Origin of the sequence: Mesorhizobium sp. B3-1-9 (assembly GCF_006439595.1) — a bacterium.
In the GTDB taxonomy this organism is placed as follows: domain Bacteria; phylum Pseudomonadota; class Alphaproteobacteria; order Rhizobiales; family Rhizobiaceae; genus Mesorhizobium.
Genome location: NZ_VFTJ01000005.1, coordinates 75,435 through 101,031 on the forward strand (window position 1 = coordinate 75,435; position 25,597 = coordinate 101,031).

Consider the following 25,597-nt stretch of genomic DNA (forward strand, 5'->3'; position numbering starts at 1 on the left):
CCGGAGGGAGGAGAGGTGGCGCCGCGCAGCGGCGACGGAGTGGGGGAAGGCGCTGCTCAAACCCGCAGTCGCCGCAAAGTTGGCACGACCCAGCGGGCGCGAAATCTGCGGCAAGCTGGCAACCAGGCGGAAGCATTGCTTTGGCTTGAACTGAAGGCACGCAAGCTCGGCGGCTATCGCTTTACGCGCCAATTCTCCATCGGCCCCTTTTTTGCGGACTTCGCTTGCCGCGAGCGTTTGCTCGTCGTGGAGGTCGATGGATCCCAACATGCCGACAACTCATATGACCGGCGCCGCGACGACTTCATGCAGGCTCAAGGTTACTCGATCCTGCGTGTTTGGAACCATGACGTCCTGAAACATCGTGCTTCCGTCTGTGAAACCATCCTCGCCGCGCTTGACGGCAGGCTGACCGAAAACATCGCGGCATCGGATCTCCGTTTTGTTTTCACACCTCGACCACTCGATTCAGTATTTTCAAACACGGAACTATCTTCATGAAATCCCACGTAAAAGCGGTTGTCATCGGCGGCGGCGTCGTCGGATGCTCGGTGCTCTATCACCTCGCCAAGGCCGGCTGGACCGACATCATGCTGATCGAGCGCTCGGAGCTGACCTCCGGCTCGTCCTGGCATGCGGCGGGCGGCTTCCACACGCTCAACGGCGACCCCAACGTCGCCAAGCTGCAGGCCTACACGGTCCAGCTCTACAAGGAGATCGAGGAGATTTCCGGCCAGTCCTGCTCGCTGCATCTGACAGGCGGCGTCATGATGGCCGACACGCCAGAGCGCATGGACTTCCTGCGGCTGGCCCACGCCAAGGGCCGCTATCTCGGCATGGACACCGAGCTGATCACGCCTTCGGAAGCCAAGGCGATGTTCCCGCTGATGGACGAGAAGAACTTCGTCGGCGCCATGTGGGATCCGGTCGAAGGCCATCTCGACCCGTCCGGGACGACCATCGCTTACTCCAAGGCTGCGAAGAAACTCGGCGCCGAGATCGTGCTGCGCAACCGCGTCGTTGATCTCACCCAGCAGCCGGACGGCACCTGGAACGTCGTCACCGAGCAGGGCACGGTCCATGCCGAGCATGTGGTCAATTGCGGCGGCCTGTGGGCACGCGAGATCGGCCGCATGGTCGGCGTCGAGCTGCCGGTGCTGGCCATGGAGCACATGTACCTCTTGACCGAGCCGATGCCGGAGGTCGAGGAATTCAACAAGTCGACCGGCCGCGAGATGATCGGCGTGCTCGACTTCAAGGGCGAGATCTACACCCGCCAGGAGCGCAACGGCATCCTGCTCGGCACCTATGAGAAGGCCTGCAAGCCGTGGTCGCCGGTCAACACGCCGTGGGATTTCGGCCACGAACTCTTGCAGCCCGACATCGATCGCATCGCGCCGTCACTGGAAATCGGCTTCAAGCATTTCCCCGGCATCGAGAAGGCCGGCATCAAGCAGATCATCAATGGCCCCTTCACTTTCGCGCTCGACGGCAACCCGCTGGTCGGCCCGGTGCAGGGCCTGACCAATTTCTGGTGCGCCTGCGCGGTCATGGCCGGCTTCAGCCAGGGCGGCGGCGTCGGCCTCGCGCTCTCCAACTGGATGGTGCATGGCGATCCTGGCTTCGACGTCTGGGGCATGGACGTCGCCCGCTTCGGCGAATGGGCGAGCCTGCGCTACACCAACGCCAAGGTGCGCGAGAATTATTCGCGCCGTTTCTCGATCCGCTTCCCCAACGAGGAGCTTCCCGCTGCCCGTCCGGCGCAGACGACGCCGCTCTACGACACCATGCTCGCCAACAACGCCGTGATGGGCGACTCCTGGGGCCTGGAGACGCCTCTCTGGTTCGCGCCGAAGGGCACGGAGCCGAAGGACATCGTCTCCTTCCACCGCTCCAACGATTTCGGCCCGATCGGCGAGGAAGTACGCGCCACGCGCGACAGGGTCGGCGTCACCGAGATCGCCAACTTCGCCAAATACGAGGTCTCGGGACCGGGCGCGGAGGATTTCCTCAACCGGTTGATGACCAACCGCATGCCGAAGGTCGGCCGCATCGTGCTCACCCCGATGGTCAACGAATTCGGCAAGCTGATCGGCGACTTCACCATCGCCAAGACCGGCGAGGACCGCTTCATGATCTGGGGTTCGTCGGCCGCGCAGAAATACCATATGCGCTGGTTCGAGAAACACCTGCCGAAGGACGGCCCAAGGGCGTCAGAGGTGCGTATCCACCGCTTCGACCAGACGCTGGTCGGCCTGTCGATCGCCGGGCCGAAGTCGCGCGACCTGTTGCAGAAGCTGGTCGATGTCGACGTCTCCACAAAGGCCTTCCGCTTCATGGACTTCCGCGAGATGGCGGTCGGCGGCGCGCCCTGCATGGTGAACCGCATCACCTATACCGGCGACCTCGGCTACGAGATCTGGATGGCGCCCGCCTATCAACGCCTCGTCTACAAGGCGATCAAGGAAGCGGGCGCGGAATTCGGCCTGGTCGATTTCGGCATGCGCGCGCTGCTGTCGATGCGCCTGGAAAAGAACTTCCCGACCTGGTTCCGCGAGTTGCGCCCGATCTACGGACCGTTCGAGGGCTCGATGGACCGCTTCATCAAGCTTGAGAAGAACGACTTCATCGGTCGCGAGGCGTCAGCGAAGGAGCATGCCGAGGGTCCGAAGCTGCGCCGAGTCTCCTTCATCGTCGACGCGGCGGATGCCGACGTGATGGGCGACGAGCCGATCTGGGCCAAGGTCGGCAAGGACTACGGCACGGTCGAGAAGCCGCATGGCTATGGCGCGCCGCGCTTCGACACATCCGGCAAGGAAGTGCGTGGCTCGAAAGCCGCGGAAGGCGCTTCCGCCGTGCGCGGCATCGTCGACGGAGACTGGCGCGTCGTCGGCTGGGTCACGTCGGGCGGCTATGCGCATTACGTCCAGAAGTCGATGGCGCAGGGCTATGTCCCCGCGGCCCTTGCCGAGGACGAGAGCGCCGGCCTGTTCGAGATCGAAATCCTCGGCCACCGCCGCCCGGCCCGCATCAATGTCGAGCCGCCTTTTGACCCGAGCGGCGAGAAGATGCGGACTTGAAGCCTACGAATTGTTGGATTGCGTCGGTTGCTATGGCATGGTCCGAGCCCGCTACCGGCGCATCAGCATGAGAAGACCACCCCCTTGCGGCAGCTAGAGAAATGGACCGATTGGCTGTGCGATGAACGGGTTGGTCCATTCAGCGCCGCGGTCGCCTCGGTCCTCCTCTACTGCCTGACCCAGATCGTCGTGATGGCCTTGTTGTCCCATGTTGCGGGCACCGGTGTCGGCGTCGACGATTCCGAGCAATTGATGGAAATGCGGTTCATGGCTGCCGGCTACGGCAGTTCGCAGCCGCCTTTGTACACCTGGCTGGCGATGCTCGCGGCCTCGCTGGTCGGAACCAGCGTGCTTGCCCTCAAGATCGTCAAATACGGCCTGCTGGCCGCGGGGCTGGCCGCCTATTTCACCGCCATACGCCGCCTCGGCTACTCGAACCGCGCCGCTGCGGCCGGCATGTTCGGGCTGCTTCTGTTTCCCCAGATCTTCTGGGAGATGCAGCACGCCCTCACCCATTCGGTCGCCATATTCTGTTTCACCTCGGTGCTGCTTCTGGCGCTGGCCGAGGTTGAGAAGCGGCGATCGGCCATCGCCTATGCGTTGTTGGGCCTGTCGGCGGCGGCCGCGATGCTGTCGAAATACAACATCGTCATCTTCCTTGCCGCCTTGTTCCTGGCGGCTCTTTCGGTTCGCGAAACGCGCGCAGCGATCCTCGACCGCCGTTTCCTGATCAGCGTGGCGGTGGCGGTCCTGGCCTGCCTGCCGACGCTTTATTGGAGCCTCACGCATCTGGAGGATCTGCTCTCGCATCAAGGGGGCCTGGGCGTGGCCGAAGGCGGCAGCGTTGCGAAAACGGCATTTCTCGGCATCCGCAGACTGGCCAACGCGATCGTCAATTTCGCTGGACTGCCGGTCGCGATCTTCGCCGTCGCCTACGCCCTGGCGATAAGAAGACGGACGGAGCCGCCTCAGCCGGTAAGGTGGCCGGAAAAGCTGTTGTGGCGGGCGATCGTCCTTGGTCTTGTGGTCACGGTCACAGTCGTGTTGGCGGCTGGCATCACGCAGTTTCGCGACCGCTGGATGCTGCCGATCTTCATTCTCTTGCCCGCGGTCCTTGCCATGCGCTTCGACGCCATGGGCCAGAGGGGCCGAAAGACCCAAGCCACCATCGTCTTCGTCGGCGCAGTGCTTGCCATCCTCGTGCTGCCGCTGAGTTGGTACATGCACCTGCATGGCGGCGACAGCCGCGGCGGTATCGTGCGCATGGATTACCGGTCGCTCTACGATCAGATCAATGCCGACGGGCCGGTCAAGACCGTGGTCTCGAGCTGGTTCTGGGTCGGCAATCTGCGCCTGATCGATGCCGATCTCATCGCGCTCGACGATGAGACGCCGGACTTCGCCAGATCGATCCGCGAACCGGCGGTGCTTGTCCTGACCGATGACAGGGAATCGTCCTCGGACGTCTTCGAAGAGCTGGCGAGGGCCGGCTACGCGATGGACACCGTCCACCGCACTATTGAAGTGCCGCAGGCGCTCGGCCTCCCGCCGCGCAAGGTCACAATCACCAAACTGCACAAGAAGGCCGCGCAGTAAGTTTCAGGGGAACGAATGGACACGCAACGCTTCGGCCGCCACCGCAAGATCATGCCCTTCGAACCAGGCTCGGTCGAAGCGCTGCGCGAGGCCTCGCGCGAGAAGGCGGCGTCGCTCAACCAGCATGTGCTGGGCTATGGCGAGACAGCTGAGGCGGAATGGGCCGCCGCCGGCATCGCAGCGCCCGATCTGCCCGCCATGCGCAGATACCGGCTGGACCGCATTCGCGCCGAGCTGAAGCGCCGCGACTATGCCGGCGCCCTGCTCTACGACCCGGTCAACATCCGCTACGCGACGGACTCGACCAACATGCAGCTCTGGGTCGCGCACAACCCGACACGCCATTGTTTCGTCGCCACCGAAGGGCCGGTGGTGCTGTTCGACTATTTCTCCTGCGAGCATCTGTCCGACCATTCGGGTGTCGTCGACGAGGTGCGCCCGGCCGTGTCGTGGATATATCTCTACAGCGGCGAGCTTACCGAGCAGAAGGTCCGGCGTTGGGGCGCGGGCATCGCCGAACTCGTTGCCGAGCATGGCGGCGGCAACCGCCGCATCGCCGTCGACCACATCAATCCCGAAGGCGTGGAAGAACTCGCCCGTCGTGGGATTTCCGTCGGCAACGGCGAGGCGGTGATGGAGAATGCGAGGCTCATCAAATCGCCGGACGAGATCCTCGCCATGCGCCGCTCGATCGTCGCCTGCGAGGCGGCGATGAGCGAGATGCAAGTGGCGCTGAAGCCGGGCATCTCCGAAAACGAATTATGGGCGGAGCTGCATCGAGGCAACATCGCGCGCGGCGGCGAATGGATCGAAACGCGTCTTTTGTCCTCGGGACCGCGCACCAATCCCTGGTTTCAGGAATGCTCCTCGCGCATCGTCGAGGATGGCGACCTCGTCGCCTTCGACACGGACCTGATCGGTCCTTACGGGTTCTGCGCCGATCTTTCGCGCACATGGCTCTGCGGCGACAGGCAGCCGTCGAACGAGCAGCGCGATCTGTTCCGCATCGCCGCCGGCCAGATCGCCCACAACACGGATTTGATGCAGCCGGGCATCTCCTTCCGCGATCTCGTCGAGCGCTCGGCGGTGCCGCCGGACGATTGCTATCTGACACGCTACGGCGTGCTCTATCACGGGGTCGGCCTGGCCGACGAATATCCGACGCTGCCGCATGCCGGCGACTGGACGGGCGACACGCCGGACGGCCTGCTCGAATCCGGCATGGTGCTGTGCGTCGAAAGCTATATCGGCAGGCTTGGCGGACGCGAAGGCGTCAAGATCGAGGAGCAGATCCTGATCACCGAGAGCGGCAATGAGAAACTGTCAGCCTACCCGCTGGACGAGCGGCTGCTCTGATCCGCTTTCGATGGTCGCGACGGCGTCGCGCATCGCGGCAACGACTTGTTCCGGCGTCGTTCTGGCGGTGATGTAGGGCAGCCCCTTGCGCCGCGCCGTCCAGCCGACCACCTTCACGCCTTTCGCCGCCGGCTCGAAACGCCGCGCCAACGCCCAGCTTTCGCAGTCGATGGCCGCGATATCGGCCCTGCCTTCCGCGACCGCCACGATCGACGACCGGTGGCCGCCGCTTTCGCTGCGTGAGGCGAAGATGTCCAGGCTTTTGTCCATGGCTTGCAGGTCGCGCGTCAGCCCGATCAGCCCGGACATCGAGTCCGGATTGTTGAAGGTGAAGCGTTTGCCGCGAATGAGATCGAGCGGGATGACAGCCTTGCCATCCGCCGGCGAGACGACTGACGGTCCGCCGTCCGCGGCCATCACCAACGCGCTGGAATAAAGCTCGCCCTGCCCGCCCTCGAACGCATCGTAGCTTGGCTGGGCAATCACCTGCACATGCGGGGCGAGGCCGAGTTCCATTGGCCCCCAGCATGTTTGCCCGAAGAGCAGCGCCGGGCTCAGCCAGAACTGGAGAAAATCGAACTCGTCCGAGGGTAGCGTCGCCGGATCGGGCGCGATCGGCTTGCCGGCGTCATCGCGAATGCCGCCAGGCACCGGCGGCAGTTCGCGATTGCTGCGCACGACCGCCTCCGGCGCATCGATGCCCCTTTGCCGGAAGGCATCGCGGAGCCGCGCCCATTGCGCGTCGACTTCGCCACGCGCCTCGGGCCAGTCATACATCGGCAGGGCCGCAACGTACTTGCTCATGTCGAATGGCTTTCAAAGACAGGCGATTTTCGGCGCCTGCGTTCCGCCGCGAAAAAAGCGGTCGCGGGAAGTCGAAACTACTCTTTCGGCGGCTCCGCCGGAACCGGCGCCGTGCCGAGCCCATTGACGTTGCGCGCCCTGACCCGCGGCTTGAAGGCGCGACCGGGCTCCGGCGCGCGCCGCAGCACCGGGTGGACGATCGGCTCCTTGGCCTTGAAGGCGTGGGCTTTCAGCATCGCGAAATAGTTCGGATAGGCGTAACCGTTGTTCATCCGCAGCCACTCTTCGCGGCGCTCGCGAAACAGCTTCGGCAACCTGTACCAGGCAATGGTCGGGCTCTTGTGATGAACGAAATGCAGGTTGTTGTTCAGGAACAGGAAGGAGAGCGGCGAACGCTCCACGATCACCGTGCGCCCTTCCGGATGCTCCGACCACTGGTGCTCGGCATAGGTGCGGATCGAGATCAGCGACTGGCCGAGCCACACCGGCACCAGGATATAGAGCCACAGCGGAATGCCGAAGCCAAACGTGACGATCGGCACCACAACCGCGAGACCGATGGCATGCAGCAGCCAAGCCTTGCGGATCGCCTTGTCGCCGGCAAGGATCTGCTTGGCATCGTCGATGAAGAAACCGACCGAGGACAACCACGGACCGAGAACGAAGCGGCCGACCATGGTGTTGTTGATCTTGAGCAGAAGCTTCATTGTCGGCGGCAGCTCGTCATGCATCCAAAGCGCCTGGTAATAGCTCTCCGGATCGTCGAGCGGATCGGTCAGGCGCTCGTCCGCATGATGGCGAAGGTGGATGGTCTTGAAGCGGCGGAACGGCCACACCACGCCGATCGGCAGGAAGACGCACGCTTCATTGATCCTGGCGTTGCGGGTCGGATGACCGTGCAGCACTTCGTGCATGATCGACGATTGCAAGGCCAGGATAAACGGCAGGACGGCAAGCGCCAAAAGCGGATGGGATGGCCACAGAAGGAAGCCGATGGCGAGCCACGCGCCGTAGCAGAAGAGTGTGAGGAAGACTGTCGGCCATTCGACCGCCGGTGCGGTGCTACGTCTCTTGTTCATGCCGGTATTCATGCTTCTTGCCATGCTATCGACCACTGCCCTCCAGTCGCCGGAACCAACTCGATTCCTGACAACATTGTGTCAGGAGCCTGCCGTTACATCAACGCGACAATGCGCACAAACTGTTGCGAATGCGCATTTCTGGCTGCATATGTTATACATTGTAAACAAATATGGGGATTCATTTCCGCCTGAGCCGCGCTCCGGCGCAAATTTTTCCTCTCCAAAGCAGGAGCAGCGTGGTGGACAAGCGCGATCTGTCGACGACCTTTCGAGAGCGCCTGAAATTGCTCTTGACACGGTCCGACTTGAACCAGTCGGCCTTCGCGACAGCGGTCGGGATCGACCGTTCGGCGCTGTCGCAACTGCTGTCCGGCGCCTCGACCCGCCTGCCCCGCGCCGAGACCCTCCTCAACATCGCCGCCGAGTTCAAGGTGTCGCTCGACTGGCTGCTTGGCCTGAGCCAGGACGAAGGCGTCACCGGCGAAATAAGAGAAAGCCTGGAGATCGAGGAGGCGCCCGACGGCTTCGATCGCACGCTTTTGGCCAAATGGCATGCCGAGGCCGCCGGCACGAAGATCCGCTACGTGCCCGCCGGCATTCCCGACCTTCTGCGCACCGAGGCACTGGTGGAATACGAGGCCGGCATCACCAACAAGAGCCGTGAGGCGCAAGCCGGCGAGACGCAGTACCGCATCGACTACACAAGGCGGCCGGAGACCGATATGGAGGTCTGCATGCCGCGCCATACGCTGGAGATTTTCGCGCGCGGTCTCGGTGTCTGGGACCGTTTCCCGGAGGCCGAACGGCGCAAGCAACTGCTGCACATGGCAACGCTGCTCGACGACCTTTACCCGACTTTCCGGCTGTTTCTCTATGACGGCCGCATGCGCTATTCGATCCCCTATACGATCTTCGGCCCCTATCGCGCCGCTATCTATGTCGGCGACATGTACCTGGTGTTGAACGCCACCCAGCCGGTCCGCACGCTCACCAGCCATTTCGACAATCTGATCCGGGCTGCCGACATCAACGCGCATGAGGCGGCGAGTTTTGCGCAGAAGCTGGCCGCAATGTCCTTCCCGTCAGGCTCTGTCTAATCGGCTCCATCGGCGCCATCTTGGCGATCGGCCATAGGCCGGCCGCCGCTCATCGTTTCGGGAAACCCATGCAAGCACCGCGTCACATCGTTGTTCCTCCTAAGTCGGGCCGTTCCATGCGCGTCAAGCGCGGCGATCTGATCCGCATCGTCGATCCCAAGGGCCAGCAGGTCTCGGACCTCTGGGCCTTCTCGACCGAAGGCAGGCTCGACTGGCTGAGCACCTCGCAGACCCGCGACATCACCGAGCGGCTGTTTCCGAAACCCGGCGACCATTTCTACAGCGCCGCGGGCAAGATCGTGCTGACGCTGATCGAGGACGCCTCGCCTGGACCGCACGACATGCTCTACCCGGCCTGCGACAGCGCGCTCTACGAACGGGCCGGCCTGCCCAACCATCCGAACTGCCGCGACAATCTGATGAAGGCGCTCGGCGCGGAAGGCATCGAACTGCCCTTCGCGCCCGACCCGGTCGATCTCTTCCAGAACTCCATGCCGCAGCCTGACGGGACTTTGGTGGTCGAGGCATCGATCAATCCGCCGGGCGGCTACGTGACGCTGCGCGCCGAACAGGACCTCCTGCTTGTCGTCACCGCCTGCTCGGTCGATCATCACCCGACCAACGGCGATGCCTGCACCGAGATCGAGGTCGAGATCACTCCGGCTTCGTAAGGCCTTCGCGGCCGCAAGCTCGTTGACTGGACATAAAGACTTCTTTATATCGTTATTTGAATTCGAACACGAAAGCCAAAGTCATGACCGCGACCAACCCGATTGACGCCCTGCTTGCCGAAAAGGGCGTGCTTTTGGCCGATGGCGCCACCGGCACCAATCTGTTCGCGATGGGTCTCGAGGCCGGCGAAGCGCCTGAGCTGCTCAATGAGACTTCGCCCGAGACCATTGCCAGCCTGCATCGGAATTTCGTCGACGCCGGCGCCGATATCATTCTCACCAACTCCTTCGGCGGCACTCGCCACAGGCTGAAGCTGCATCATGCGCAGGATCGCGTTCACGAGCTGAACAAGCGCGCCGCCGAGATTGCCCGCTCCGTCGCCGACAAGGCCGGCCGCAAGGTGATCGTCGCCGGCTCCGTCGGCCCGACCGGCGAATTGCTGGTGCCGCTCGGCGCCATGACTTACGACGATGCGGTCGAGGCCTTCGCCGAACAGATCGAGGGTCTCAAGGCCGGCGGCGCCGAAGTCGCCTGGATCGAGACCATGTCGGCGCCGGACGAGATCCGCGCCGCGGCGCAAGCCGCCATCCGTGTCGGCCTGCCCTATACCTATACCGGTTCCTTCGACACGGCCGGCCGCACCATGATGGGCCTGCTGCCGAAGGATATCCACGCCGTCGCCGATGGCCTGTCGCAGGCCCCTCTCGGTGTCGGCGCCAATTGCGGCGTCGGCGCTTCCGATATCCTGGCTTCGCTGCTCGACATGACCGAGGCGAAACCGGACGCGACCGTGATCGTCAAGGGCAATTGCGGCATTCCGGAATTCCGCGGCGCGGAGATATATTATTCCGGCACGCCGGAGCTGATGTCCGATTATGTGCGGCTGGCGGTCGATGCCGGCGCCAGGATTGTCGGCGGCTGCTGCGGCACCTCGTTCGCGCACCTTGCCGCCATGCGCAAGGCGCTCGACGCGCACACCAAGTCGACCCGCCCGACCGTCGAGACGATCGTCGAGCGCATCGGCCCGATGCGCAACAAGGTGGCGACGGCAAACACCGCCGAGACCAGCGAAGCCCGCCGCGAGCGCCGGCGCAGCCGCGCCTGATACGATTTCTACTTGCTGTTTTCGGCGTAGCGCGACAGCGCGGTATTGAGATCGGTGCCGGCACTGCCCTGATTGTCGGCGCCCATCGTCATCAGGGCGCCCGATGCGCCGGGGTCGCTGATCTGTTCCAGCATCACGCGAAAACGGTCGTTGTTGAGGGCCGAAAGCGCTGTGTTGCGCGCCGCGTCGACATCGTTCCTGATGCGCGCGGATTCCGCTGAAGGAGCGGACGGTCCGCGCACCGGGGCATTGAGCGCCGTCGAGTTCGCGTTCCCGATTGTCGTGATATGCACTGCTGATCCCTCAAATCTCTATCAGCATTGACTAACAGAAGCTCGTTGCGGCGAGGTTCCGGAAAAGCAGCGCAGTTTAACGATCGCAAAAAGGCCGGCGGGATTTTCTCCCGCCGGTCCTTCCTTCAATCAATAATGGCCTACTTGTTGCCGTCCAGCGATGAGGCCAGGCGCACCAGCGACAGGAACTCTGCCCTGTAGCCGAACGGATCGGCGCCGCGCGCGGCGTTGGCGATCTCCGCGATGCGGTCGTAGCCGAAATTCGCCGTCTGATCCTCGTCGCGCAGCTTCTGCCCCAAGGCCGCGACCGCGACTGAGAACCGCTGGTCGGCGCCGGCAGCGTCGAAGGACGAGACCTCGTTGGCGGCGGTCACCGGCGTGGTGATGAGCTTCGAGACATTCTCGTTAGGCAGCTTATAGCGGATCTTGACGAAGGCATATTCGTCGGCATTTGCGATGCCGCCATTGTCGACCTTGGCTTGGCCGTAGCGCAGCGGGTCGACCTGCTCGCCGCCGCTGCCCTTCGGCGTGATTTCATAGACCGCCGTCACCGAGTGGCCCGAGCCGATATCGCCGGCATCGACGCGGTCATTGTTGAAGTCCTCGCGCTTGAGCGCGCGGGTCTCATAACCGACGAGACGGTATTCCGACACCTTGGCCGGGTTGAACTCGACCTGGATCTTGACGTCCTTGGCGATGGTGAACAGCGTCGACGATGCATCCTCGACCAGCACCTTCTCGGCTTCGGCGAGCGTGTCGATATAGGCTGCCGTGCCGTTGCCGTTCTGGGCGATGGTCTGCATCATCTGGTCGTTCAAATTGCCGCGGCCGAAGCCGAACACCGACAGGAACACGCCGGTCTTGCGCTCCTTCTCGATCAGCCGTTTGAGGTCGTCGTCATCGGTCTGGCCGACATTGAAATCGCCGTCTGTGGCCAGCATCACCCGGTTGACGCCGTCCTTGACGAAGGATTGCTGGGCAAGCTTGTAGGCCTCGCGGATGCCTTCCTCGCCGGCCGTCGAGCCGCCGGGCGCCAGATTGTCAATTGCAGCAAGGATCTTCTGCTTTTCGGCCGCCTTGGTCGGCATCAGCACCGTGCCGGCATTGCCGGCATAGGTGACGATCGAAACGGTGTCGTCGGGCTTCAGCTTGCTCACCAGCAAGCGGAAGGCGGATTTGAGCAGCGGCAGCTTGTCCGGCTCGTCCATCGACCCCGACACGTCGATCAGGAAGACCAGATTGGCCTTCGGCTGCTCGGCCGGCTTCACGTCGAAACCCTTGATCGCGACATGCATGAGCTTGGTGTGCTCGTTCCACGGCGTCGGCATGACGGTGACGGTCGAGTTGAACGGCGTTGAAGCCGATTCGGGGCCCTTCCAGTCATAGGGGAAGTAGTTGATCATCTCCTCGACGCGCACCGTGTCCGGGTCGGGCAGAGCGCCTTCCTTCAACGAGCGCCGCACGAAAGAATAGGAGGCCGTGTCGACATCGATCGAGAAAGTCGAGACCGGATCCTGGGCTGTTTCATGCACCGGATTGGTTTTGAAATTCTCGACGCGGTCGCGGTTTTCCTCCTGCGGCTGCAGTTGGTCGACCGGCATGGGCGCAGGCTGCACCATCAGCTTGGAATCGGCGACCGCCGGCGGAGACGCCGGAATCCCGGCAGCTGCTCCTGCCGGTGCCTTGTCGGCGCGCTCCAGCTCGTCGGCGCTCCGTTTGGGGGAATAGCCCGCAATTACCCCGACCCCATCTTTACCGCCGGCCGCGAGTTGGCCGCTCTCCGCCGGCGTAGCCTGCAAGGCGCGCTTGGCCGCCGGCGTCGCCTCCTGCCTGAACAGGGTGTCGACCTCTGTCGCCGGCTTCGGCGCCGCTTGTGAATTGGCCCGGGTCTCGGCGTCCGCGTCGGTCTTCTTTTCCTTGGCGGGCGCCGCTGCCAGCGGCTCGTTGACCGCGGGCTGTTCCGGCTTCTGCGCCACCGGCTTGTCTGCCACCGTCTCGGTGACGCTGCCGTTGCTGCCGATGACCCGCGGCTGTTCCTTCAGCATCTCGAAAGCGGCATAGCCGGCAATAGGCAGCGCGACCAGCGCGGTGATGGCCGGCGTGGCAATGAGTTTCCGTTGCATGATGTCTCTCCAGAGCATTCTTGCTCGCTCCGTGAGACGAAGGCCTGCGGGCGTTCCTTGGGGGACCGCGGAAATTCTTTCGTCGAGGTCGAAAGCCTGCATCGCGGCGGTGAACGCGCGCGCCTTCGCCTCGCCGTCAGGCGCCGGTACCGCGATGTCGCGCAGCCTTTCGAGTTCGTTGTCGTCGACCATGGTCACACTTCCCCGGCTGAGCGCATCAGCAGCTTCAGCCGTTTCTTCGCTTCATGGATGTGCCAGGAAACCGTCGCCTGCGAGATCGCCATCACTTCCGCCGCCGCGGCGTGGTTGAGACCTTCGCCATAGACCAGCAGAACCGCGTCGCGCTGCTTGTCTGGCAGCATCCGCACCGCCGCCCACAGCGCCTCGGTCGGATCGTCGGCCTCAGCCGGTGCTTCGCCGGCAATCGACGCATAGGCGCCGTAGGCATCGGTCTTGGCGGTGTCGCGGGCGCGCTTGCGCATCATGTCGCGCGCCGCGTTCAGCGTCATGGCATAGAGCCATGTCGTGAAGGCGCCGCTGCCCTGATAGTCGCGGATCGCGCGGCCAAGCCGCACGCAGACGTCCTGGGCTATGTCCTCGGCATCGGTCTTGCGTCCGCACCAGCGATAGGCGGCGCGATAGACGAAACCATAGTGCCTTTCGAGCAATCTGCCGAAAGCACCCCTGTCTCCGCCCCTCGCCCGCACGATCAATTCGGCATCGGAGGCTTCGCCGTCGTCCAGCATCATCGCCGTCATTTGCCTGTTGGACGAAGGCTAATGGCCAATCCTTGGGGCGATGCAAAGATTTTTTTGCACAAACATTCCTTCACCCCGTTTACGGGGAGAAGGTGTCACGAAGTGACGGATGAGGGGCAGCGCGGCCATAGATCAGAAGATCACTTACCCCAATGTCTCTTTGAAAAACGTCGTCAGCCGCTTCCAATGGCGCTCGGCACCCGCCTCGTCATAGACGCTGTGGTCCTTGACGCACCAGCCATGGCCGACGCCGACATAATTCTCGATGACATGATCGACTTCGGCGACCCTGAGCGCTTCCGCCAGCCGCGCCGACTGCTCCGGCGGGAAGCTGCGGTCGACGCCGGCAACCCCCACATAGACGCGCGCCTCGATCGAGGCCGCCTTGCGGTGCGGGCTGTCGGGCGCGTCGCTGGCGAGATTGCCGCCGTGGAAGCTTGCCGCGGCGACGATGCGGTCGGGGTGGGTCGCGGCCGCATTGAGCGCCCGCGCGCCGCCCATGCAATAGCCAACGACGCCGATCGGCCCATCGACCCCTTCGGCGGCGAGCGCATCAAGGAAGGCGGCATTGTCGCGGATGGTCATTTCCTGCGTGGTGCCGGTAACCAGCGCCATCAGCTTGGTCTTGGTTTCCTCCGCCGTGAAGGCGGTCTTGGCGTCGAACGGACCATAGGGCGCGTTGCGGTAAAAAAGATCGGGCACCAGCACGGCATAGCCGTGGCCGGCGAGCCGCTCGGCCATCTCGTCAAGCGCCGGGCGCGGCCCGAAGGCGTCCATATAAAGGATGACGCCGGCGCTGGCCTTGGTTGACGGTCGAAAAAGGCCAGCCTTTGCCTTGCCGTCCCTGGTTTCGAACTCGATCTGCTTTCCAGTCATGATGCTCTCCGTTGCCTGTCGCGCGTTAGATATCGGCACGCGCCGTTCCGGCAAGCCATTCCCGGACCAGGCCGTTCAAGATTTCGTGCGGCCAGCCTGCCTCCTAGAGCCGCGCGAAGGCCGCCATATGAAAGGCCTGCACCTCCGGCGGATAGCGATAGCTTGTGCCATAGGGGCAGGCGTTGCGGTCGAGGCAGCCGCCCACCCGGCAGGGCTCGCCGCGGGAGCCGCGAACATGGTCCAGACAGGCTTCATGGGCAAAGCCCTGCCCGGAATAGGCGTCCACCGGACAGGATTTCAGGCAGGGTTTTGCGACACATGTGTCGCAGAGATGAATCGCTGCATGAGGGTCGGGAAGAGAAATCTCGTCCTCGAACAGCAATGCGCCGCGATAGGCATGCCATAGCCCATATTGCGGGTGCATCAGAACGCCGAGCGGCGACGGTTTCAACCCTTCGGCCCGCATCGCCCATTGCTGGAACGGCAGATAGGGCCGGTCTGAAGGCGAAACGGCGCGGGCGTCGCAGCCTTGCGCGACCGAGCCGATCACCGCGCGCGACCAAGTGTCGAGCGGATTGGCGATGTCCCTCGCCTGCTGTTCCAGCCAGCGCTGAAAATACGGCCATGGCGCCGCGCCTGCTTGCCCGACCAAAAGCATCGATTTGGCCGGAGCGCCAGAAGGTCCGGCCGGTGCAACCGCATCATCGCCAAAGCTGAAACCGCCGCGAAGGATCAGGCCACTGGCCGCGAGCACGGCCGCAATCTCCTCGACCGTGCCGCGGGAAAAAGTCATCCCTTCCGGTCCGGGTCGGAGAACGCGCTCCGCCAGACTTCCTTATGGATGATGTCGGCCACTTTAGCCCGGCCTGACTCGGGCTCCTTTCACGTGAAGGCGTCGGCCATCGAGCCCTTCTTCTTGGCGATGAAATCCTTCAGCGCCTCGTCGATGGCCGGATCGAGATGCGGCGCCTCGTAGCTCTCCAGCCAGCGGCGGGCGAGCTCGTTGGCGCGCTGCGGGGCGGTCTTCTCGCCTTCGGCCAGCCACTGCTCGTAGGAATTGTTGTCGGCGATGTTGGAGCGGTAGAATGCCGTCTGGAAATTCGCCTGGGTGTGGTCGCAGCCGAGATAATGGCTGCCCGGACCGACCTGGCGGATCGCGTCCATCGCCTGGCCGTTTTCCGACAGGTCGACGCCCTCGGCAAACTTCTGCTGCATGCCGAGTTGGTCGATATCCATCATGAATTTTTCATAGCAGGAGGCGAGACCGCCCTCGAGCCAGCCGGCCGAATGCAGCACGAAATTGGTGCCGGCAAGGATCGTCGAGTTGAGCGTGTTGGCGCTCTCATAGGCTGCCTGCGCGTCCGGGACCTTCGAGGCGCAGAGCGAGCCGCCGGTGCGGAACGGCAAACCGAGCCGGCGCGCGAGCTGCGCGGCGCCATAGGACACCAGCGACGGCTCCGGCGTGCCGAAGGTCGGCGCGCCCGACTGCATCGAGATCGACGAGGCGAAGGTGCCGAACAGCACCGGCGCGCCGGGCCTGATCAGCTGGGTGAACGAGGCGCCGGCCAGCACCTCCGCCAGCACCTGCGTCAGCGTGCCGGCGACCGTCACCGGGCTCATCGCGCCGGCCAGGATGAACGGCGTGACGATGCAGGCCTGGTTGTGGCGCGAATAGACTTTCAGCGCGCCGAGCATGGTCTCGTCGAACACCATCGGCGAGTTGGCGTTGATCAGGCTGGTCAGCACCGTGTTGTTCTCGACGAAGTCGTCGCCGAACACGAGCTTGGCCATCGCCACCGTGTCCTCGGCCCGTTCCGGCGCCGTCACCGAGCCCATGAACGGTTTGTCCGAATAACGGATGTGCGCGTAGATCATGTCGAGATGGCGCTTGTTGACCGGCACGTCGACCGGCTCGCACACCGTGCCCCCCGAATGGTGGATCGATGGCGCCATATAGGCGAGCTTCACGAAATTCTGGAAATCCTCGATGGTCGCGTAACGGCGGTTGCCGTCGAGGTCGCGCACGAAGGGCGGGCCGTAGACCGGTGCGAACACGGTCGCGTTGCCGCCGATCTGCACCGAGCGCTCCGGGTTGCGCGCATGCTGGGTGTAGATCGAAGGCGCGGTCTTCAACAGCGAACGGCAAAGACCTTTCGGAAAATGCACGCGCTCGCCCTTGACGTCGGCACCCGCATCTTTCCAAAGCGCCAGCGCCTCGGCATCGTCGCGAAAAATGATGCCGATTTCTTCCAGCACCGTGTCGGTGTTCTTCTCGATCAGCGCCAGGCCTTCCTCGTTGAGGACCTCGTACACGTTGATCTTGCGCTTGATGTAGGTGAGCTGCGTGCCCGGACCGCCGCCCGAACGGGCAGCCCGGCGTGCCGCCGCGCCGCCGCTGGCGCCGCGTCCGCGCCGTCCGCCCGACGCTTCCTGCTCGACTGCCGCGTTATCGCTCATGATCGTTCTTCCTATAAATCTGGCCTGAACTGGCCTGCGGCCCATCGCTGCCGCTTCTTGCCCGGATCGTAGCCATGCACCCTATTGGAAACGGCCAGCCAGCGCCAACGCCTGTCGCAAAATCGACAAGAAAAGCGCCAATTTTTCAGTCGCTTTCCTTTTGCGGGAAGTCGCAAATCAGCTATGGATGCCCTGCCCTCGCGGGTTAGGTATTGGCGCATCGATTTTTAGGCTGCCGCAGTCATTCCGAGCAGCAAGGAGCCCGAGAGAAATGTCCGACGACGAGATCATCCTTTCCGAGCTTTCCGACGACGAGCTCGTGCAGCAGATGCACGACGATCTTTATGATGGGCTGAAGGAAGAGATTGAGGAAGGCACGCGAATCCTGCTCGAGCGCGGCTGGGCGCCCTACAAGGTGCTGACCGAGGCACTGGTCGAAGGCATGCGTATCGTCGGCGAGGATTTCCGCGACGGCATCCTGTTCGTGCCGGAAGTGCTGCTCTCGGCCAACGCCATGAAGGCCGGCATGTTCATCCTGCGTCCGCTGCTCGCCGCCACCGGCGCGCCGAAACAGGGCAAGATGGTGATCGGCACCGTCAAGGGCGACATCCACGACATCGGCAAGAACCTCGTCGGCATGATGATGGAAGGCGCCGGCTTCGACGTCATCGACCTTGGCATCAACAACGCCGTCGAGAAGTACCTGGACGCGATCGAGCAGCACCAGCCCGACATCATCGGCATGTCGGCGCTGCTCACCACCACCATGCCCTACATGAAGGTCGTGATCGACACGATGAAGGAAAAGGGCATCCGCGACGATTACGTCGTGCTGGTCGGCGGCGCGCCGCTCAACGAGGAATTCGGCAAGGCCGTCGGCGCCGACGCCTATTGCCGCGACGCGGCGGTGGCGGTCGAGACCGCCAAGGACTACATGAAGCGCAAGCACAACGTTCGCGCTTCCGCCTGACCCAAGGCATCAGGATGGATCGACAAGAAAAGCCGCGCCTTGCAGCGCGGCTTTTTTGTTCCCAGATGATGGACGAGGCTGCAGATCAGTTGACAGTGTCTTTGACCGCCCTTGCCGTCGATTTGACGTCCTTGCCGACGCCACGGATGGTGTTGGCGCAGGCGGTGAGTGCAAGCGCGCAGGCCAGGATGGCGATCGGCGCGATGCGTAGCAGTTTCATGGACGGTGTCTCCCTCGACAGATATTAAGCCCCGCAGCGAAAGCCGGCCCGACTTGGTCAAGACGCAAAAAACGGAACCGAATCAAACAGACAGGCTGCTCGTCATCGCCTGCGGGATGATTGCGCGCGAAGTTTTGGCCGTCAAGCAACAGCTAAAGCTCGACCATCTCGATCTGACCTGCCTGCCAGCCGAGTTCCATTTCTATCCGGACCGCATCGCGCCGGCGATGGACAAGGCGATCGAGAAAGCCAAGGCGGAAGGCTACCGGCACATCTTCGTCGGCTATGCCGATTGCGGCACCGGCGGCCTGCTCGATCGCGTCATCGAGAAGCACGGCGTCGAGCGCATGGCCGGGCCGCACTGCTTTGCCTTCTACCAGGGCATGGACGCCTACGCGAAGGTCGCCGATGACGACATGATGTCGTTCTACATGACCGACTTTCTCTGCCGTCAGTTCGAGGCCTTCTTCATCAAGCCGCTCGGCCTCGACCGCCATCCCGAGCTGATCAAGGATTATTTCGGCAACTACGAGAAGCTGATCTATCTCGCCCAGACCGACGATCCGGAGCTCGACAAGGTCGCCGAGAAAGCCGCCGCCATGCTTGGCCTCGTCTATGAGCGCCGCTCGACCGGCTATGGCGACCTGGCCGGCGAGCTGGCGCGGACGGCACAGGGCGCTGCCCGAGACGCCTAGCCGTCACGTCTTTTCCAGCGCGGCAAGCACATCGGCGAAGCTGGTCCCGCAGACGAAGCCCAGCCTCTCCCTCGCCCGCGACGGATCGTAGACGCGATCGATCGACGAAAACATCGTCCAGCCTTTCCTGGCATAAAGGCGCGGATAATCCGGGAAATAGCGCGCGACGACAGACGGCGCGTCGGCGATCAATTCGGCGCAATCCTGCGGCCGGAACGGTGTCGGCGCCGAGATGATGAAGATGTCGAAGCCAAGGCTCGGCGCCTTCTCCAGGGCCGCCACATGGGCGTCGGCCGCGTCCTCCACCGTCAGCCGACGGAACAGCAATTCGTTGGCCTTGGTGTTGGCATCGGACTGCTCGATGGCATGCGCCATGTCGTCCGCCTCGGGAAAGAAGCGCGCCGTGCGCAGCACCACCACCGGCAGTCCATGCTCGATATGGTAGAGGCGACAGAGATGCTCGGCCGAGAGTTTCGTCACGCCATAGATGTTGCGCGGCTCAGGCGACATCTCTTCCGTCAGCCAGGCGGCCTTGCGCGCGCCGCCCTGGAAGCCGGCGCGGATTGCCTGCGAGATCATGAGCGACGTCGTCGAGGTGAAGACGAAGCGTTGCACGCCGCAGGCCACGGCCGCATCGAGCAGGTTGAGCGTGCCTTGCACATTCGTGGCCACGAAGGCCGTGTTCTCATGATGCTCGATGTTCGGCTTGTGAAGCGCCCCACCGTGAATGATGGCCTCGATGCTATTCTCGCGGACGGTCCTCAGGACAAGCTCGCGATCGGCGATCGAGCCGACGACCTGCGTGCGCGCCGAGGGAACCGGGTCAAGGCCGACGACGTGAGGGCCGAGCGCTTCGAGCCTCGGCTTGAGCGCGCCGCCCAGCCAGCCGGACGACCCCGTGAGCAGGATCCGCATGCGATCGAACCACCATTTTTGCGAACTGCTGTTGTTAAGCACGGATGACAGACGATCGCGAACCGGTAAGTTTTGCGCCAGCGATAGAAAGAACTTTGTTCCAGCCATTGATTTGAGGAAACATGTTCATGATGCCTCGCCTGTTCCTTGCCGTCCTCGGTCTCGTCGCCCTCACTTTACCGTCCCTTGCCGACGGCGAGGTGCAGAAGCTGATCACGGCTGCCGACAAGGCGCGATTGGACAAATATGGCGAGACGCGCAAGGCGGCCCTCGAAGAGGCCAAGGCCGGCGATCCGTCCGAGGTCAAGCAGTTGGATGACCTGCTCGCCAGACCTCTCGTCGCCTTCTCCGACAAGGATCTCACCGGCAACTGGAAGTGCCGCACCATCAAGGCGGGCGGCTTGAGCCCGCTCATCATCTATGGATGGTTCAAGTGCAAGGTGACCGACGACGGCTCCGGCTGGCGGCTCGCCAAGATCAGCGGCTCGCAGCGCACCGCCGGCCGCTTCTTCGACGATGGCGAGAAACGCTCCATCTATCTCGGCTCGTTCTCGGTCAATGACGACAAGGCCAAGCCCTATGGCAGCGGCCCCGAAAGCGACCAGGTCGGCTACGCTTTCCGCAACAGCGCCACCGAGTGGCGGATCGAATTCCCGGCGCCTTATTACGAATCGAAACTCGACATCATGGAATTCAAGCGCTGAGCCCGTCCTTTGCTGCCTCGTTGAAACGCCTCCGCCACACCAAGGATTAACCCGCTCCGCATAGCATGCGCCCGGCTTTCAAAGTGGGTGGTTGCCGTGGCAGCGTCGGAATCGAATACGCGACCGGTCGTGGTCGTCACCGAAGGTGGTCCGCATATCTGGGCCATCGTCAATGCGCTTGCCGACCGTGTCGGTCCCGTCAGCGTCATCCTCGAATCCGCCGAATCCAAAAAGCGCCTGCTCATCCGCCGCGCGCGGCGCCAGGGCTGGGTCTCGGCCCTCGGCCAGCTCGGCACCATGGTGTTGACGAGACTCGGCAAGCGCTTCCTGGCTGCCCATGCCGAGAGGCTGATCGCCGAGGAGAAGCTCGACACCGAACCGCGGCAAGGTCAGGCGATCATCCATGTGCCTTCAGCCAATGGGCCGGAATGCCTCAAGGCGGTCGCCAGGATCAATCCGGGCGTGGTGCTGCTTGCCGGCTGCAGACTGCTGTCGAAGGAAACGCTGGCAACAATGCCTTGCCCGGTGCTCAACTACCACGCCGGCATCGCGCCGAAATATCGCGGCATGAATGGCGGCTATTGGGCGCTGGCCTCCGGCGATCAAGCGAATTTCGGCACCACCGTGCATCTGGTCGATGCCGGCGTCGACACCGGTGGCGTGCTGAAGCAGGCGCGCGGCAGGCCCAAGACCGGCGACACCATCGCCAGTTACGCGCTGCGCCAGGCGGCGTTTTCGCGCGATATCTGCGTCGAGGCGGTCGCCAATGCGCTGGTCGGCAGACTGGAAACGATCGACCCGAATCTACCGTCGAAGCAATGGTATCACCCGACGATCTGGCTCTACCTCTGGACCGGCCTGACCAAGCGCATCTGGTAGGCCGGTCAATTGGTCGCCCTGTATGCTATTGTCTACAGGAGAGTAAGTTCTGCCGATGTCCAACATGGCCCTTATCAATATTCGCGTCGCCTCTGACTAACGTGAGCTTCTTGAAGCTGCTGCCCGTCGAGCACACACCAATCTCAGCGACTTCATCCGGCATAAGGCCGTTGAAGCAGCCGAAATGCAGGTGCTGGATGGGCTTGTGGTGACGATCCCGGCTGCCGAATGGGAAAAGTTCGAGGCTTGGGCGAAGTCGCCGGCGCGGGGGCGCGCCGGTTTGCAAAGGCTCGCTGCGTCGCGGCCTGTGTGGCAGGTCTGACACCTCCTCGGCCCCTTGCCATCGACGACGGAGACCCCGTCTCTCAATCCGCGCTCATGACCTTTCTTTTTGCGACCTCCGCCAGCGTCGCTTTTGAAGGCGCGCGCGTCGTCCCATAACAAGCAGCCCAACAGCGCATGCGGCAATGCTCCAAGACTTCGAGGAGTGAGAATTCATGGCCGATCTGATCGTCGTCTATTGGCGCGACATCCCCGCCCAGGTCATCGTCAGGAAGGGCCGGCAGAACGCCAAGCGCGAGCTGCCGCTGCGTTTCACCGAGGCGATCGACATGTGCGCCATGCGCACCGGCGCCGGCGGCACCGACGACTATCTGGCGGAATGGCGCAAGGCCGATCCGATCCCGGTCGGCGACGACATCGAGGCCGAGGTCGAGAAGGCCTATCAGGAACTCGACGCGAAATATGACCGCGAGCGGCTAGTCGCTCTGGTCAAGGCTGGCGGGAAAGAAAATGTCTGACAAGCAGCCGGCGGTTACCCAGGCCACCTTGGTCAAGAAGGCAGCGCCGAAATCCGACTACAAGCCTGCCGACGTGTCGCCGCAGCGGCGCGTCCAGCGCACTTTCGCCGTGCGCCTGTGGTCCATCCGGCATTCGCGATTGCTCGAATGGTTCTACAGCCGGTTCGCCGACATTTTCCTGCTCTTGCATCCTTTGTGGAAGGGCATCGGCTACGGCCGCGTCGAAGCCCCGGTGAAATTCGTCGAGAAGCGCGTCAAGGGCTTCATGTTCGACTGCCGCATGTGCGGCCAGTGCGTGCTCTCCTCCACCGGCATGTCGTGCCCGATGAACTGCCCCAAGCAGCTGCGCAACGGCCCTTGCGGCGGCGTGCGCGCCAACGGCAATTGCGAGGTCGAGCCGGACATGCCTTGCGTCTGGGTCAAGGCCTGGGAAGGCTCGCGCAATATGGTGCATGGCGACAATATCCTCACCGTGCAGAAGCCGGTCGATCAGTCGCTGCGCGAAACCTCGGCCTGGCTGAGGGTAACCGCGCAGGCCGCCGCCGCGCGTGAAACGACCCAGAACCCTGGAGCTTCGGCATGACCGCCCGTCAGGTCGACGAGAACCCGGCCGGCATCCACCTGCCGCTTGAGCCCCTGCCCGGCCACACATCGCGCGGCCGGCTGGAGCGCGTGCTGCGCCGCGGTGAGTTTGCTGTAACGACCGAGCTTAATCCACCCGACAGCGCCGATCCCGAAGACGTCTACAACCGCGCCAAGATTTTTGATGGCTGGGTCGATGCCATCAATGCCGTCGATGCCTCGGGCGCCAACTGCCATATGTCGTCCGTCGGCATCTGCGCGCTGCTCACCCGCATGGGCTATGCGCCGATCATGCAGATCGCATGCCGCGACAAGAACCGCATCGCCATCCAGGGCGACGTGCTGGGCGGCGCGGCCATGGGCGTCGCCAACATGCTGTGCCTCACGGGCGACGGCGTGCAGGCCGGCGACCAGCCCGGCGCCAAGCCGGTGTTCGACCTCGATTCCATGTCGCTGCTCGAAACCATCCGCATCATGCGCGACAATGGCAAGTTCCTGTCCGGCCGCAAGCTGACGACGCCGCCGCAGGTCTTCTTGGGTGCCGCCGTCAACCCCTTCGCGCCGCCCTACGACTTCCGCCCGATCCATCTCGGCAAGAAGATCGCCGCCGGCGCGCAGTTCGCACAGACGCAGTACTGCTTCGACGTGCCGATGTTCAGAACCTTCATGCAGAAGGCCCGCGACCTCGGCCACACTGAAAAGCTCTTCCTGCTTTGCGGTGTCGGACCGCTCGCTTCCGCCAAGACGGCGAAGTGGATCCGCTCCAACGTGCCGGGCATCCATATCCCCGACGCTGTGATCAAGCGGCTGGAAGGCGCGCAGGACCAGAAGAAGGAAGGCAAGCAGCTCTGCATCGACATCATCAACGAGGTGAAGGAAATCCCCGGCGTCGCCGGCATCCATGTGATGGCCTACCGCCAAGAGGAATATGTCGCCGAGATCGTCGATGAATCCGGCGTGCTGAAAGGCCGCCAGCCCTGGAAGCGGGAGCGCCGGCGCGACGACCAACTGGTCGCCGACCGACTTGACCACCTGCTGCACGACGAGATTACCGAAACCCAGGTGGATATGGTGAAGACCGCGCATTGACAGCGTGGCCAGTCACCATCCGCTTGAACGAGATCAGATAACGATATAAAGAACTCTTTATATCCCGACGGAGAGATTTCATGACCCGCACCATCGTCGCCTCGGCGACCCGAGAAATCGTCATCGGCTTCGATCAGCCCTTCTGCGTGATCGGCGAACGCATCAACCCGACCGGCCGCAAGAAGCTCGCCGCCGAAATGGTGGCCGGAAATTTCGAGACCGTCATCAAAGACGCGCTGGAGCAGGCCGCCTGCGGCGCCACCATGCTCGACGTCAATGCCGGCGTCACCGCCGTCGACCCCAATGCGACCGAGCCGGCGCTTCTGGTGCAGACGCTGGAGATCGTGCAAGGCCTGGTCGACCTGCCGCTGTCGATCGATAGCTCGGTGACCGCCGCGATCGAGGCCGCGCTGAAGGTCGCCAAGGGCCGTCCGCTGGTCAACTCCGTCACCGGCGAGGAAGAAAAGCTCGAGGCCATCCTGCCGCTGATCAAGAAATACAACGTCCCGGTCGTCGCCATCTCCAACGACGAGACCGGCATCTCGATGGACCCGGACGTCCGCTTCGCCGTCGCCAAGAAGATCGTCCAGCGCTGCGCCGATTTCGGCATTCCCGCCCATGACGTCGTCGTCGACCCGCTGGTGATGCCGATCGGCGCGCTGGGCGATGCCGGACGCCAGGTGTTCGCGCTGCTGCGCCGGTTGCGCGAAGAGCTCAAGGTCAACACCACTTGCGGCCTCTCCAACATCTCCTTCGGCCTGCCGCACCGCCACGGCATCAACGCCGCCTTCATCCCGATGGTGATCGGCGCCGGCATGACCAGCGCCATCATGAACCCGGTCCGTCCGCAGGAAATGGAAGCCGTGCGCGGCGCCAATGTGCTCAACGGCACCGACGAGAACTGCACCAACTGGATCCGCACCTACAAGGACTATAAGCCGGTCGAAGGCGGTCAAGCCGTTGCGGCTCCAACGGCCGTCAACGCGCCGGGCGAAGGCAGCGGCAATGGCGGCCGTCGCCGCGGCGGCCGTGAAGCCCGCATGGCCAGGGGATAAGCGCGCAATCGTGAGCCGCACCGCAAACAAGGCTGGTCCGATCGCATCGTGGATGCGGCCGGACAGCTCTGCTTTGCGTTCAGGCCATGCCCAATATGGCGTCGAACAGCGCCATTCCCGCCCACGATCCGAAGAGGCCTGTTACGCCGCCGACGATGAAATCATCGTCATAGGCGGGCCAGAACGCGTGCAGCAGCAGCGCACCGACGATCGCGCCGAGGATCCCGGTGGCGAGGTATTGCGGATTGCGCAGCCACGAGCCCTTGATCACGCGCACCATGGTGAACGCGGTGAAGACGGCGGAAAGCAGAAGATCCGACATGGTTGGCCCCTGGACCAGCAGACTCTCCACCCAACAGTAAAACGATCCGTTAAACGGCATCGACAAT

Annotated in this window: 26 protein-coding genes and 1 pseudogene; 16 read left to right on the forward strand and 11 right to left on the reverse strand. The window is 63.5% G+C overall.

What is annotated here, in order from left to right; genetic code table 11:
• Positions 1-39 precede the first annotated feature (39 nt).
• The 4 genes from FJW07_RS10850 to FJW07_RS10865 all read left to right on the forward strand — a co-directional run bounded on the left by FJW07_RS10850 (position 40) and on the right by FJW07_RS10865 (position 6,032).
• Positions 40-501 carry a DUF559 domain-containing protein gene (locus tag FJW07_RS10850; RefSeq protein WP_246680741.1) on the forward strand — a complete coding sequence of 154 codons (462 nt, stop codon included), beginning with the start codon at positions 40-42 and terminating at the stop codon, positions 499-501.
• Complete coding sequence (locus FJW07_RS10855) at positions 498-3,080, forward strand: FAD-dependent oxidoreductase (protein WP_140856333.1); 2,583 nt, start codon at positions 498-500, stop codon at positions 3,078-3,080. Before FJW07_RS10850 ends, FJW07_RS10855 begins: the two co-directional genes overlap by 4 nt.
• An 84-nt stretch (positions 3,081-3,164) precedes the next feature.
• Positions 3,165-4,676, forward strand: coding sequence for a glycosyltransferase family 39 protein (locus tag FJW07_RS10860; RefSeq protein WP_140856334.1), 1,512 nt, complete (start codon positions 3,165-3,167; stop codon positions 4,674-4,676).
• 15 nt (positions 4,677-4,691) lie between these two features.
• Complete coding sequence (locus FJW07_RS10865) at positions 4,692-6,032, forward strand: Xaa-Pro peptidase family protein (RefSeq protein WP_140705546.1); 1,341 nt, start codon at positions 4,692-4,694, stop codon at positions 6,030-6,032.
• On the opposite strand, the gene FJW07_RS10870 is transcribed toward FJW07_RS10865, so the two are convergent.
• Positions 6,000-6,836, reverse strand: a complete 837-nt coding sequence (locus tag FJW07_RS10870; RefSeq protein WP_140856336.1) for a PhnD/SsuA/transferrin family substrate-binding protein — start codon at positions 6,834-6,836, stop codon at positions 6,000-6,002. The genes FJW07_RS10865 and FJW07_RS10870 overlap by 33 nt on opposite strands.
• Positions 6,837-6,913: 77 nt before the next feature.
• Positions 6,914-7,915 (reverse strand): fatty acid desaturase, encoded by a 1,002-nt coding sequence (locus FJW07_RS10875; protein WP_181175380.1) that lies wholly within the window; start codon positions 7,913-7,915, stop codon positions 6,914-6,916.
• Between the two features lie 242 nt (positions 7,916-8,157).
• Between FJW07_RS10875 and FJW07_RS10880 the strand changes: the two genes are divergently transcribed.
• The 3 genes from FJW07_RS10880 to bmt all read left to right on the forward strand — a co-directional run bounded on the left by FJW07_RS10880 (position 8,158) and on the right by bmt (position 10,792).
• Positions 8,158-9,015 carry a helix-turn-helix transcriptional regulator gene (locus tag FJW07_RS10880; RefSeq protein ID WP_140653510.1) on the forward strand — a complete coding sequence of 286 codons (858 nt, stop codon included), beginning with the start codon at positions 8,158-8,160 and terminating at the stop codon, positions 9,013-9,015.
• 68 nt (positions 9,016-9,083) lie between these two features.
• Positions 9,084-9,686 (forward strand): urea carboxylase-associated family protein, encoded by a 603-nt coding sequence (locus FJW07_RS10885; protein ID WP_140705552.1) that lies wholly within the window; start codon positions 9,084-9,086, stop codon positions 9,684-9,686.
• 83 nt (positions 9,687-9,769) lie between these two features.
• The gene (bmt, locus tag FJW07_RS10890; protein ID WP_140653512.1) at positions 9,770-10,792 is read left to right on the forward strand and encodes a betaine--homocysteine S-methyltransferase; all 1,023 of its coding nucleotides are present in this window, start codon (positions 9,770-9,772) and stop codon (positions 10,790-10,792) included.
• Positions 10,793-10,800: 8 nt separating this feature from the next.
• On the opposite strand, the gene FJW07_RS10895 is transcribed toward bmt, so the two are convergent.
• The 6 genes from FJW07_RS10895 to FJW07_RS10920 all read right to left on the reverse strand — a co-directional run bounded on the left by FJW07_RS10895 (position 10,801) and on the right by FJW07_RS10920 (position 17,299).
• Complete coding sequence (locus FJW07_RS10895; protein ID WP_246672478.1) at positions 10,801-11,085, reverse strand: hypothetical protein; 285 nt, start codon at positions 11,083-11,085, stop codon at positions 10,801-10,803.
• Positions 11,086-11,225: 140 nt separating this feature from the next.
• Positions 11,226-13,400: a VWA domain-containing protein gene (locus FJW07_RS10900; protein WP_140856338.1), complete on the reverse strand. Its 2,175-nt coding sequence runs from the start codon at positions 13,398-13,400 to the stop codon at positions 11,226-11,228.
• A gap of 2 nt (positions 13,401-13,402) precedes the next feature.
• Entirely contained in the window at positions 13,403-13,966 is a 564-nt protein-coding gene (locus tag FJW07_RS10905; protein WP_140856340.1) for a sigma-70 family RNA polymerase sigma factor, read from the reverse strand.
• Between the two features lie 144 nt (positions 13,967-14,110).
• Positions 14,111-14,842 (reverse strand): dienelactone hydrolase family protein, encoded by a 732-nt coding sequence (locus FJW07_RS10910; RefSeq protein ID WP_140646584.1) that lies wholly within the window; start codon positions 14,840-14,842, stop codon positions 14,111-14,113.
• Between the two features lie 103 nt (positions 14,843-14,945).
• The gene (locus tag FJW07_RS10915; protein WP_140856342.1) at positions 14,946-15,635 is read right to left on the reverse strand and encodes a 4Fe-4S dicluster domain-containing protein; all 690 of its coding nucleotides are present in this window, start codon (positions 15,633-15,635) and stop codon (positions 14,946-14,948) included.
• Positions 15,636-15,724: 89 nt separating this feature from the next.
• Positions 15,725-17,299 (reverse strand): trimethylamine methyltransferase family protein, encoded by a 1,575-nt coding sequence (locus FJW07_RS10920; protein WP_140856344.1) that lies wholly within the window; start codon positions 17,297-17,299, stop codon positions 15,725-15,727.
• Between the two features lie 271 nt (positions 17,300-17,570).
• On the opposite strand from FJW07_RS10920, the gene FJW07_RS10925 reads away from it, so the two are divergent.
• On the forward strand, positions 17,571-18,269 hold the full coding sequence (locus FJW07_RS10925) for a B12-binding domain-containing protein (RefSeq protein ID WP_140495658.1): 699 nt from the start codon (positions 17,571-17,573) through the stop codon (positions 18,267-18,269).
• Between the two features lie 85 nt (positions 18,270-18,354).
• Here the strand turns inward: FJW07_RS10925 and FJW07_RS10930 are convergent, their stop codons facing one another.
• Entirely contained in the window at positions 18,355-18,489 is a 135-nt protein-coding gene (locus FJW07_RS10930) for an entericidin A/B family lipoprotein (protein ID WP_041003961.1), read from the reverse strand.
• Positions 18,490-18,542: 53 nt separating this feature from the next.
• Between FJW07_RS10930 and FJW07_RS10935 the strand changes: the two genes are divergently transcribed.
• Positions 18,543-19,184: a DUF1638 domain-containing protein gene (locus FJW07_RS10935; protein WP_140856346.1), complete on the forward strand. Its 642-nt coding sequence runs from the start codon at positions 18,543-18,545 to the stop codon at positions 19,182-19,184.
• A 3-nt stretch (positions 19,185-19,187) separates the two neighbouring features.
• On the opposite strand, the gene FJW07_RS10940 is transcribed toward FJW07_RS10935, so the two are convergent.
• The gene (locus FJW07_RS10940) at positions 19,188-20,099 is read right to left on the reverse strand and encodes an NAD(P)-dependent oxidoreductase (RefSeq protein ID WP_140856348.1); all 912 of its coding nucleotides are present in this window, start codon (positions 20,097-20,099) and stop codon (positions 19,188-19,190) included.
• A gap of 128 nt (positions 20,100-20,227) precedes the next feature.
• Between FJW07_RS10940 and FJW07_RS10945 the strand changes: the two genes are divergently transcribed.
• The 7 genes and pseudogenes from FJW07_RS10945 to FJW07_RS10975 all read left to right on the forward strand — a co-directional run bounded on the left by FJW07_RS10945 (position 20,228) and on the right by FJW07_RS10975 (position 25,208).
• On the forward strand, positions 20,228-20,803 hold the full coding sequence (locus tag FJW07_RS10945; RefSeq protein WP_140856350.1) for a DUF4893 domain-containing protein: 576 nt from the start codon (positions 20,228-20,230) through the stop codon (positions 20,801-20,803).
• Between the two features lie 96 nt (positions 20,804-20,899).
• Positions 20,900-21,682, forward strand: a complete 783-nt coding sequence (locus FJW07_RS10950) for a formyl transferase (protein ID WP_140856351.1) — start codon at positions 20,900-20,902, stop codon at positions 21,680-21,682.
• A 112-nt stretch (positions 21,683-21,794) separates the two neighbouring features.
• Positions 21,795-22,004 (forward strand): annotated as a pseudogene (locus FJW07_RS32050) (DUF1778 domain-containing protein); the annotation flags it as partial.
• 175 nt (positions 22,005-22,179) lie between these two features.
• The gene (locus FJW07_RS10960; protein ID WP_140856353.1) at positions 22,180-22,482 is read left to right on the forward strand and encodes a virulence factor; all 303 of its coding nucleotides are present in this window, start codon (positions 22,180-22,182) and stop codon (positions 22,480-22,482) included.
• The gene (locus FJW07_RS10965; RefSeq protein WP_140784769.1) at positions 22,475-23,065 is read left to right on the forward strand and encodes a methylenetetrahydrofolate reductase C-terminal domain-containing protein; all 591 of its coding nucleotides are present in this window, start codon (positions 22,475-22,477) and stop codon (positions 23,063-23,065) included. Before FJW07_RS10960 ends, FJW07_RS10965 begins: the two co-directional genes overlap by 8 nt.
• Positions 23,062-24,153, forward strand: coding sequence for a methylenetetrahydrofolate reductase (locus FJW07_RS10970; protein WP_140646594.1), 1,092 nt, complete (start codon positions 23,062-23,064; stop codon positions 24,151-24,153). Before FJW07_RS10965 ends, FJW07_RS10970 begins: the two co-directional genes overlap by 4 nt.
• 80 nt (positions 24,154-24,233) lie before the next feature.
• The gene (locus FJW07_RS10975) at positions 24,234-25,208 is read left to right on the forward strand and encodes a methyltetrahydrofolate cobalamin methyltransferase (RefSeq protein WP_140646596.1); all 975 of its coding nucleotides are present in this window, start codon (positions 24,234-24,236) and stop codon (positions 25,206-25,208) included.
• 79 nt (positions 25,209-25,287) lie between these two features.
• On the opposite strand, the gene FJW07_RS10980 is transcribed toward FJW07_RS10975, so the two are convergent.
• On the reverse strand, positions 25,288-25,530 hold the full coding sequence (locus FJW07_RS10980) for a hypothetical protein (protein ID WP_246672479.1): 243 nt from the start codon (positions 25,528-25,530) through the stop codon (positions 25,288-25,290).
• Positions 25,531-25,597: the final 67 nt, after the last annotated feature.

Excerpts from the sequence above, each read along its gene's own strand:
- FJW07_RS10855 (WP_140856333.1), top strand. The coding sequence starts at position 498 with ATGAAATCCCACGTAAAAGCGGTTGTCATCGGCGGCGGCGTCGTCGGA.
- FJW07_RS10865 (WP_140705546.1), top strand. The coding sequence starts at position 4,692 with ATGGACACGCAACGCTTCGGCCGCCACCGCAAGATCATGCCCTTCGAA.
- FJW07_RS10870 (WP_140856336.1), bottom strand. The coding sequence starts at position 6,836 with ATGAGCAAGTACGTTGCGGCCCTGCCGATGTATGACTGGCCCGAGGCG.
- FJW07_RS10875 (WP_181175380.1), bottom strand. The coding sequence starts at position 7,915 with ATGAACAAGAGACGTAGCACCGCACCGGCGGTCGAATGGCCGACAGTC.
- FJW07_RS10885 (WP_140705552.1), top strand. The coding sequence starts at position 9,084 with ATGCAAGCACCGCGTCACATCGTTGTTCCTCCTAAGTCGGGCCGTTCC.
- bmt (WP_140653512.1), top strand. The coding sequence starts at position 9,770 with ATGACCGCGACCAACCCGATTGACGCCCTGCTTGCCGAAAAGGGCGTG.
- FJW07_RS10900 (WP_140856338.1), bottom strand. The coding sequence starts at position 13,400 with ATGGTCGACGACAACGAACTCGAAAGGCTGCGCGACATCGCGGTACCG.
- FJW07_RS10905 (WP_140856340.1), bottom strand. The coding sequence starts at position 13,966 with ATGACGGCGATGATGCTGGACGACGGCGAAGCCTCCGATGCCGAATTG.
- FJW07_RS10910 (WP_140646584.1), bottom strand. The coding sequence starts at position 14,842 with ATGACTGGAAAGCAGATCGAGTTCGAAACCAGGGACGGCAAGGCAAAG.
- FJW07_RS10915 (WP_140856342.1), bottom strand. The coding sequence starts at position 15,635 with ATGACTTTTTCCCGCGGCACGGTCGAGGAGATTGCGGCCGTGCTCGCG.
- FJW07_RS10920 (WP_140856344.1), bottom strand. The coding sequence starts at position 17,299 with ATGAGCGATAACGCGGCAGTCGAGCAGGAAGCGTCGGGCGGACGGCGC.
- FJW07_RS10925 (WP_140495658.1), top strand. The coding sequence starts at position 17,571 with ATGTCCGACGACGAGATCATCCTTTCCGAGCTTTCCGACGACGAGCTC.
- FJW07_RS10930 (WP_041003961.1), bottom strand. The coding sequence starts at position 18,489 with ATGAAACTGCTACGCATCGCGCCGATCGCCATCCTGGCCTGCGCGCTT.
- FJW07_RS10940 (WP_140856348.1), bottom strand. The coding sequence starts at position 20,099 with ATGCGGATCCTGCTCACGGGGTCGTCCGGCTGGCTGGGCGGCGCGCTC.
- FJW07_RS10945 (WP_140856350.1), top strand. The coding sequence starts at position 20,228 with ATGATGCCTCGCCTGTTCCTTGCCGTCCTCGGTCTCGTCGCCCTCACT.
- FJW07_RS10960 (WP_140856353.1), top strand. The coding sequence starts at position 22,180 with ATGGCCGATCTGATCGTCGTCTATTGGCGCGACATCCCCGCCCAGGTC.
- FJW07_RS10965 (WP_140784769.1), top strand. The coding sequence starts at position 22,475 with ATGTCTGACAAGCAGCCGGCGGTTACCCAGGCCACCTTGGTCAAGAAG.
- FJW07_RS10970 (WP_140646594.1), top strand. The coding sequence starts at position 23,062 with ATGACCGCCCGTCAGGTCGACGAGAACCCGGCCGGCATCCACCTGCCG.
- FJW07_RS10975 (WP_140646596.1), top strand. The coding sequence starts at position 24,234 with ATGACCCGCACCATCGTCGCCTCGGCGACCCGAGAAATCGTCATCGGC.
- FJW07_RS10980 (WP_246672479.1), bottom strand. The coding sequence starts at position 25,530 with ATGTCGGATCTTCTGCTTTCCGCCGTCTTCACCGCGTTCACCATGGTG.